This is a genomic window from Erwinia sp. V71 (assembly GCF_965644245.1).
Taxonomy (GTDB): domain Bacteria; phylum Pseudomonadota; class Gammaproteobacteria; order Enterobacterales; family Enterobacteriaceae; genus Erwinia.
In genome coordinates, this window is record NZ_CBFFRK010000022.1 from 41,526 (window position 1) to 50,595 (window position 9,070).

Below are 9,070 nucleotides of genomic sequence, written 5' to 3' on the forward strand. Positions count from 1 at the left end.
TTCTGTTGCGCAACAACGATAAATAAACAGGTAGTTTTCTTAAAATCACAATTTTGCCCTGCTTGAACGATTCACCACTTTCTCTTTGCCAAATGGATGTGCCAGGCTGAGATGTGTTTTCAACACGTTTAAATGTTCTCTGCTTCTCATTTAAATCTGATAAAGGATAGCTTCAATGTCCAATAAAGGCGAAGTGCCGCTCGTACTCTGGTATAACCAGCTCGGTATGAATGATGTTGATCGGGTGGGAGGCAAAAATGCCTCTCTGGGTGAAATGATCACCAACCTGTCCTCCCTGGGCGTGTCAGTGCCAAATGGCTTTGCCACCACGGCGGATGCATTCAACCAATTCCTTGACCAAAGCGGCCTCAATCAGCGTATCTATGAATTGCTGGACCAGACCGATATTGATGATGTTGATCAGCTGGCGCAGGCCGGCAAACAGATCCGTCAATGGATTGTCGATACCCCGTTCCAGCCGGTGCTGGAGCAGGCGATCCTCGATGCTTACCAGCAGCTTTCGGCCGATGATGCGGACGCCTCCTTTGCGGTGCGATCCTCGGCGACCGCGGAGGACATGCCCGACGCCTCCTTTGCCGGTCAGCAGGAAACCTTCCTCAATGTGCAGGGTATCGATGCGGTGATGGTGGCGGTGAAGCATGTGTATGCCTCACTGTTTAACGACCGTGCGATCTCCTACCGTGTGCACCAGGGGTATGACCATCGCGGCGTGGCGCTTTCCGCCGGGGTGCAGCGTATGGTGCGCTCCGATCTGGCGTCATCTGGCGTGATGTTTACCATTGATACCGAATCCGGCTTCGACCAGGTGGTGTTTATCACCGCTGCACTGGGGCTGGGGGAAATGGTGGTGCAGGGCGCGGTGAACCCGGATGAGTTTTATGTCCATAAACCGACGCTGGCGGCGGATCGTCCGGCGATTGTGCGGCGCAATATGGGCTCGAAAAAGCTGCGTATGGTGTACGCCGATTCGCAGGAACACGGCGAGCAGGTGCGGGTGGAAGATGTGCCGCAGGCCACGCGCGATCGCTTCTGCCTGAGCGATGATGAAGTGCAGGCGCTGGCGCGCCAGGCGGTGCAGATTGAGAAACACTACCAGCGGCCGATGGATATCGAATGGGCGAAGGATGGTCACACCGGCCAGCTCTTTATTGTGCAGGCGCGTCCGGAAACTGTGCGCTCTAACGGCCAGGTGATGGAACGCTATTCGCTGCAGGGCAAAGGTCAGGTGGTGGTGGAAGGCCGCGCCATCGGTCACCGAATCGGTGCCGGTGAAGTGAAGGTGATTCACGATATCAGCGAAATGAACCGTATCCAGAAAGGCGATGTGCTGGTCACCGATATGACCGACCCGGACTGGGAACCGATCATGAAAAAAGCGGCGGCGATTGTCACTAACCGCGGTGGCCGTACCTGCCATGCGGCGATCATCGCCCGTGAGCTGGGGATTCCGGCGGTGGTCGGTTGCGGTGATGCGACGGAACGGCTGAAAGATGGTCATAAAGTTACCGTCTCCTGTGCCGAAGGCGACACCGGTTACGTGTATGACGATCTGCTGGACTTTGATATCAGCAGCTCGCAGGTTGACGAAATGCCCGCGCTGCCGCTGAAGATTATGATGAACGTCGGTAACCCGGACCGTGCATTTGACTTCGCCTGCCTGCCTAATGAGGGCGTGGGACTCGCGCGTCTGGAGTTTATTATCAACCGTATGATTGGCGTGCATCCGAAGGCGCTGCTGGAGTTTGACCAGCAAACCACGCAGCTGCAGCAGCAAATCCGCGAGCTGATGAAAGGCTTCGACGATCCGGTTGAGTTCTATATTGCGCGTCTGACGGAAGGGATCGCCACTCTCGGCGCCGCCTTTGCACCGAAGCGGGTGATTGTGCGTCTGTCTGACTTTAAGTCAAACGAATATGCTAATCTGGTCGGTGGCGAACGTTACGAGCCAGAGGAAGAGAACCCGATGCTTGGTTTCCGTGGCGCCGGGCGCTATGTCTCTGACAGCTTCCGCGACTGCTTTGCCCTGGAGTGCGCCGCGGTAAAACGCGTGCGTAACGAGATGGGACTGACTAACGTCGAAATCATGGTGCCGTTCGTGCGTACGGTGGCGCAGGCGAAGGCGGTAGTGGAAGAGCTGGAACGTCAGGGGCTGAAGCGCGGCGAGAACGGTCTCAAACTGATTATGATGTGCGAGATCCCGTCTAATGCGCTGCTGGCTGAACAGTTCCTGCAATACTTTGACGGCTTCTCCATCGGTTCCAACGATATGACGCAGCTGGCGCTGGGGCTGGATCGTGATTCCGGTGTGGTCTCTGAGCTGTTTGATGAGCGTAACGAGGCGGTGAAAGCACTGCTGTCGATGGCGATCCGCGCAGCGAAGCAGCAGGGGAAATACGTTGGTATCTGCGGTCAGGGGCCTTCGGATCACGAAGACTTCGCGGCCTGGCTGATGGCGGAAGGTATCGACAGTCTGTCACTCAATCCGGATACCGTGGTGCAGACCTGGCTGAATCTGGCTGAGATTAAATAGGACGCTTACTGCTCCTTCCCCCATGGAGTGGGGGAAGGCTGGGATGGGGGAATAAACTACGCCATCCCAGCCGCGCCTTCCCCGATCCTTTCCCTGCCACTGGTGGGGCAACCAGACCGCGTTATTCACATCAATACAACATCCTTCTGTTAACCATTAGCCAGTCGTTAACTGTGCGAAAAAAAGCAAAAAAAAAGCCCATCGCATGGGATGGGCAAAGACTACACACAGCAATTCGTTTACTTCACTCAGGGGAAAAGGTTGTTTAGAAATCAGAGAGTTGATATCTGAACATGTGTTTTATGTTATGCATCAGCGCGGCAGGCGTCATTAAGAATCCTCTTATTAGTTTAAAGGCGATAATCATTTGTGACACAACCGACGTAAACGGAATGCTAAAACTGTGTGAAAAATAATCTTTTGGACAAAAAATCATCTGAAACCAGCAAAATAAGCTGGAAACTGGTAAGCAGGATTAATCTGATGTTTTTTTGGAAGTGACATGTAAATTTTTCAGGCGGCCAGAGGATGACCGCCTGACACAGCATCAGTGCTGAGATTTGTGCTGTTCTGCCTGCTCTGCGTGTTCCCGCTCGATCTCCGCCAGTTCCTCCACCACATCTTCTGGCGCTTCGTCAGGCGGTGGTGCTTCATGCATCCACACCGACACCAGCCGGTAGGAGACCGCCAGCACCACCGGGCCGATAAACAGGCCGATCATGCCAAAAGCAAACAGGCCGCCGATCACGCCGGAAAGGATCAGAATCAGCGGTAAATCCGCCCCCATACGGATTAGCATTGGTCGCAGCACGTTATCTAGGGTGCCGACCACACAGCTCCACACCAGCAGCACGGTGCCCCAGGTGGTGTCGCCACTCCAGTAGAGCCAGATAATGGCGGGCACCAGCACCGGCAAGGGGCCGAGCTGCACCAGGCAGCATAGCAGTAACACCACAGTCAGCAATGTGGCATAGGGGATCCCGGCCATCGCCAGGCCAATGCCACCCAGCACCGCCTGCACCAGCGCGGTAACCACCACGCCGAGCGCCACTGCGCGTACCGCCTGAGCGGCAAGCAGCACCGCCGCATCGCCGCGCCGCGCTGCCAGCCGGTAGGCAAAATGACGAATGCCATTGCCAACCTGCTCACCGCGCCAGTAGAGCAGCACACTGAACAGCAGCATCAGACCGAGATGCATCATAAAGCGACCAAAATGACCGGCCTGGGCGACAAAGAACCCGGTCGTGCGGCCGATATAGGGCTGAATGGTGGTCATCAGCGCTGCGCCACCGCCCCCCAGCAGTTTGTGATAACTGCGGTACAGTCGCTGACCGACCATCGGGATATCGTTCAGCCACTGCAGCTGTGGCAGCTGAATATGGCCGGATGTCGCCCATGCAATCACGGGTGCACTGTTATCAATCAGGCTGTTGACCAGCAGGGCAATAGGAATAATAAACAGCAGTATCAGCAGCAGTGTCATGGCGGTGACCGCCAGCACACGCCGCCCCCACAGCCAGCCCTGCAGTTTCAGCATTAACGGCCAGGTGGCAATCACCACCATGCTGGCCCAGGCGAAACCAAGAATAAACGGCTGGACGACCCAAAAACAAGCGACGATCATGATGGTGATGAACATCAGCGAGAACAGCATTTGCGGTATATCCGTACCACGTTGCAGGTTTTTCATACGAAAGTTGCTACCTCGGTTATTCCTTCACAGTTGCTTTTCATCCGCTTAGCCCTCAGGGCTACCTGCTAATCATGATGCATTTATGACAATAACGACAGTGGCAGAAAAAAAACGCCATTTACCTTTCCTGAAAAAACGACAGGTCATAAAAAAATGTGATAAAACGAATAACTACAAAAAAACGCAAACGTTTCGCACAACATCCTGGTCACCCGATAATGATCCCACAGATTTCCCAGGCACCTGGTCTCGTTCAGCTGGTGCTGACATTTTTGGAAGCGTTAGAGCAGCAAGGTTTTACCGGCGATACCGCCACCAGCTATGCCGACCGCCTCACCATGTCGACTGATAACAGTATCTATCAGCTGTTACCTGATGCCGTCCTCTTTCCGCGTTCCACCGCCGATGTGGCGCTGATTGCCCGCCTGGCCGGAGAGGCGCGTTTTACCAGTCTGGTATTTACCCCGCGTGGCGGCGGAACCGGCACCAACGGTCAGTCGCTGAATCAGGGCATTGTGGTGGATATGTCGCGCCACATGAACCGTATTCTGGAGATCAATCCTGAAGAGGGCTGGGTACGGGTGGAAGCGGGGGTGATTAAAGATCAGCTTAATGCTTACCTGAAACCGTACGGCTACTTCTTTTCGCCGGAACTCTCCACCAGTAACCGTGCCACGCTCGGTGGGATGATTAATACCGATGCATCCGGCCAGGGTTCACTGGTGTACGGTAAAACCTCCGACCATGTGCTGGGATTGCGCGCGGTATTGCTCGGCGGCGATATTATCGACACGCGTGAAATCCCGGTCAGTCTGGCGGAAACGCTGGCGCAGGAGCACTCAGCGGAAGGCAAAATCTACCAGACCGTGCTGTCCAGCTGTCGTGACCAGCGCGATCTGATTATCGAAAAATTCCCCAAACTGAACCGCTTTTTAACCGGTTACGATCTGCGCCATGTGATCAGCGACGACCTGCAGCATGTCGACCTGACGCGCATTCTTTGCGGTGCCGAGGGCACACTGGTGTTTATCGCCGAAGCCCGTCTCGATATCACGCCACTGCCGAAAGTGCGCCGTCTGGTGAATATCAAATATGACGCCTTTGACTCCGCGCTGCGTAACGCCCCGTTCCTGGTGGACGCGAAAGCACTGTCAGTAGAAACCGTCGATTCCAAAGTGCTGAATCTGGCGCGTGAAGATATCGTCTGGCATTCGGTGAATGAACTGATTACCGATGTACCGGATAAGCAGATGCTCGGGCTGAATATTGTTGAATTCGCCGGTGACGATCTGGCGCTGATTAATAACCAGGTCGATACACTGTGTAACCGCCTCGATTCGCTGATGGCGGCGGGCGAAGGCGGTGTGATTGGCTGGCAGCTGTGCAATGACATTGATGGCATTGAACGTATCTACGCGATGCGTAAAAAAGCGGTCGGTCTGCTCGGCAACGCCAAAGGGCGCGCCAAACCGATTCCGTTTGTCGAAGATACCGCGGTGCCGCCGCAGCATCTGGCGGATTATATTGTCGACTTCCGCGCACTGCTCGACAGCCACAACCTGAGTTACGGCATGTTTGGTCACGTGGATGCCGGGGTGCTGCACGTGCGTCCGGCGCTGGATATGTGCGATCCCCAGCAGGAGATGCTGATGAAACAGATCTCCGATGAGGTGGTGGCGCTGACAGCGCGTTACGGTGGTTTGCTGTGGGGCGAACACGGCAAAGGTTTCCGTGCCGAGTACAGTCCGGCCTTCTTTGGCGAAACGCTGTATAACGAACTGCGCCGCATCAAAGCGGCATTTGACCCGGACAACCGCTTAAACCCAGGGAAAATCTGTGCGCCACTCGGCGTTGATGACCCGATGATGAAAGTGGACGCGGTAAAACGCGGCACATGGGACCGTCAGATCCCGGTGAACGTCCGCAGCGACTGGCGCGGAGCTATGGAGTGTAACGGCAACGGCTTGTGCTTCAACTTTGATGTGCGCAGCCCGATGTGCCCGTCGATGAAAATCACCCGCAACCGTATCCATTCACCGAAGGGCCGCGCCACGCTGACACGCGAATGGCTGCGCCTGCTGGCAGAGAAGGGCGTCGATCCGCTGGCGCTGGAACAGCAGTTGCCGAAAAACAGCGTCAGCCTGCGTGGCCTGATTCAGCGTACGCGCAACAGCTGGCATGCTAAACGCGGGGAGTATGATTTCTCCCATGAGGTGAAGGAGGCGATGTCGGGCTGTCTGGCCTGTAAAGCCTGCTCCACCCAGTGTCCGATTAAAATCGATGTACCGGGTTTCCGTTCCCGTTTCCTGCAGCTGTACCACACCCGTTATCTGCGTCCGCTGAGTGATCATCTGGTGGCCACCGTGGAAAGCTATGCGCCACTGATGGCGCGTGCGCCGAAGACGTTTAACTTCTTCCTGAAGCAGCCGTGGGTGCGTGAGCTGAGTAAAAAACATATTGGTATGGTGGATTTGCCGCTGCTGTCTGCGCCGACGCTGAAACAGCAACTGGCCGGACACAGCGCCAGCCAGCATACGCTGGAAAGCCTCGAACAGCTGAGTGCGGAGCAGCGTGCGAAATGTGTGCTGGTGGTGCAGGACCCGTTCACCAGCTATTACGAAGCACAGCTGGTGGCCGATTTTGTGCGCCTGATTGAGAAACTGGGTTATCAGCCGGTGCTGCTGCCTTTCTCGCCGAACGGCAAGGCGCAGCATATTAAAGGTTTCCTGCAGCGTTTTGCGCGCACGGCGCAGAAAACGGCGGAGTTCCTCAACCGTGTGGCGCAGCTGGGCATGCCGCTGGTGGGCGTCGATCCGGCGCTGGTGCTATGCTATCGCGATGAGTATAAGCAGGTGCTGGGCGATGCGCGCGGTGATTTCCATGTACAGCTGGTGCATGAGTGGCTGCAGGATGCGCTGGAACGCCGTGAAGCGCCAGCGGCCAGCGGCGAAGCGTGGTATCTGTTTGGTCACTGTACTGAAGTGACGGCGCTGCCATCGACGCCGAAGCAGTGGCAGGGGATTTTTGCTCACTTTGGTGCGACGCTGGAAAACATCAGCGTCGGCTGCTGCGGCATGGCGGGCACCTACGGCCATGAAAGTAAAAACCTCGAGAACTCACTGGGGATTTACGAACTGTCATGGCATCAGGCGTTGCAGAAACTGCCGCGTCAGCGTTGCCTGGCGACCGGCTACTCCTGCCGCAGTCAGGTAAAACGTGTTGAGGGCAGCGGGATGCGACATCCGTTACAGGCACTGCTGGAGATCGTATAAATGGCTATCTGGCAACGTGAAGCCACACTGGAACAACTGAATCAGTGCAGCGCGGGCTGCATGGTCGGCCACCTTGGGATTCGTTTTACCGCGCTGGAGTCGGAGAGTCTGGAAGCGGTGATGCCGGTTGATGCGCGAACCACCCAGCCGTTTGGCCTGCTGCACGGTGGCGCTTCGGCGGTGCTGGCGGAAACGCTGGGGTCAATGGCCGGTTATCTCTGCACGCGCGGCGATGATTATATTGTCGGGCTGGAGATTAACGCTAACCATATCCGTTCCGCGCGCGACGGTGAAGTGCGTGGCGTTTGTCGCGCATTGCACCTTGGCCGCAGTCATCAGGTCTGGCAAATCGATATTTTCGACCCTCAAAACCGGCTGTGCTGCAGCTCGCGCCTGACCACCGCAGTGATGCAGAAACCGGCACCATAAGTTTGCCCCCCGGCAGGCGTTCACCGCCTGCCTTTCCAGACTGTTCTGTTTTAATTTCGTTTACAATCTGTTGAACTCACTCACCGATAAAGTGTTTACATTGTGTCCCGCGCTAATAATAATTCTCACTATCATTACAATAAGGTGAGATAACCAGGTGAAAATTAAAGGGTTATTTCTGGCTTGCGCCACGCTGAGTTCCTTCAGCGCACTGGCGACGACCTGGCCGCTGCAGATTACCGACCTGGACAACCAGTCCATTACCATCAAACACGAACCGCAACATGTGATTCTGCAGGATGGCCGCGATATCTACGCGCTGGCGCTGCTCGATCGCGAGAATCCTTTCCGCCGTGTGGTGGCGTGGAACAACCTGCCGAAAAAGCAGGATGTGCAGAGCTGGCAGATGCTGAGTAAAGCATGGCCGCAGGCCGCAAACATTCTGGATATGGGCTTCAACGATCATGGCGAAGTGAATCTGGAGAGTGTGATTGCCCAGAAACCAGACCTGATGATTGCCCAGCTACGCGCCAAAGCGGCCCTGAAAGAAACCGGCGTTATTGACTCACTTAACCGGCTGGGTATCCCGGTGGTGTTTGTCGATTATGAGATGGACCCTGCGAAGAACACTGTGCCAAGCGTCACGCTGCTGGGCAAAATCCTCAACCAGGAACAGCGCGCGCAGCAATATACCGATTTCTGGCAGCAGCGTGCTGAGCTGATCGCCCAGCGTGTCAGTAAACAGCCGACCAAAGCACGGGTGTTTATCGAACCGATTGCCGGTAACACCGAAAACTGCTGCTTCACGCACGGCCACAATGGCTGGGGCAAGCTGGTGGAAGCGGCGGGTGGCGAGAATATCGGTTCCAGCCTGCTGCCAGGCGGCTCCGGCTTCGTGGCGCTAGAGAAGATCATCGCGATGAAACCCGATGTCTATATTATGAGTGGTTCAAAACGTCCTAACGCAGCGGTATTGCCATTCAGTTACGGTGTCACCTCTGCGGAAGTAAAACCGGCATTTGATAAGCTGATTGCACGTAATGGTTTACGCGAATTCAGATAATAAGTGCAACGCTTGGTCATGTGGATGGAGGGACGGTTAGCTACCGATAAGCTATCCTGCTC

The 9,070-nt window shown here is 55.7% G+C and carries 4 protein-coding genes, 1 other RNA gene and 1 pseudogene; 4 read left to right on the forward strand and 2 right to left on the reverse strand.

Annotation, left to right across the window (positions count from 1 at the left end):
- Positions 1 to 175 precede the first annotated feature (175 nt).
- The gene (gene ppsA, locus ACSZO1_RS07600; protein WP_437611105.1) at positions 176 to 2,551 is read left to right on the forward strand and encodes a phosphoenolpyruvate synthase; all 2,376 of its coding nucleotides are present in this window, start codon (positions 176 to 178) and stop codon (positions 2,549 to 2,551) included.
- A 186-nt stretch (positions 2,552 to 2,737) separates the two neighbouring features.
- On the opposite strand, the gene rprA is transcribed toward ppsA, so the two are convergent.
- Both rprA and ydiK read right to left on the reverse strand, forming a co-directional pair.
- Positions 2,738 to 2,842, reverse strand: an RNA gene (gene rprA, locus ACSZO1_RS07605) — antisense sRNA RprA.
- A gap of 256 nt (positions 2,843 to 3,098) precedes the next feature.
- Complete coding sequence (ydiK, locus tag ACSZO1_RS07610; protein ID WP_437611107.1) at positions 3,099 to 4,241, reverse strand: AI-2E family transporter YdiK; 1,143 nt, start codon at positions 4,239 to 4,241, stop codon at positions 3,099 to 3,101.
- Positions 4,242 to 4,462: 221 nt separating this feature from the next.
- On the opposite strand from ydiK, the gene ydiJ reads away from it, so the two are divergent.
- From ydiJ to ACSZO1_RS07625, 3 genes and pseudogenes are all read left to right on the forward strand, one after another.
- Entirely contained in the window at positions 4,463 to 7,516 is a 3,054-nt protein-coding gene (gene ydiJ / locus ACSZO1_RS07615) for a D-2-hydroxyglutarate dehydrogenase YdiJ (protein ID WP_437611109.1), read from the forward strand.
- Positions 7,517 to 7,945, forward strand: a complete 429-nt coding sequence (locus ACSZO1_RS07620; RefSeq protein ID WP_437611112.1) for a hotdog fold thioesterase — start codon at positions 7,517 to 7,519, stop codon at positions 7,943 to 7,945.
- Between the two features lie 157 nt (positions 7,946 to 8,102).
- A pseudogene (locus ACSZO1_RS07625) lies at positions 8,103 to 8,999 on the forward strand (ABC transporter substrate-binding protein); the annotation flags it as partial.
- Positions 9,000 to 9,070: the final 71 nt, after the last annotated feature.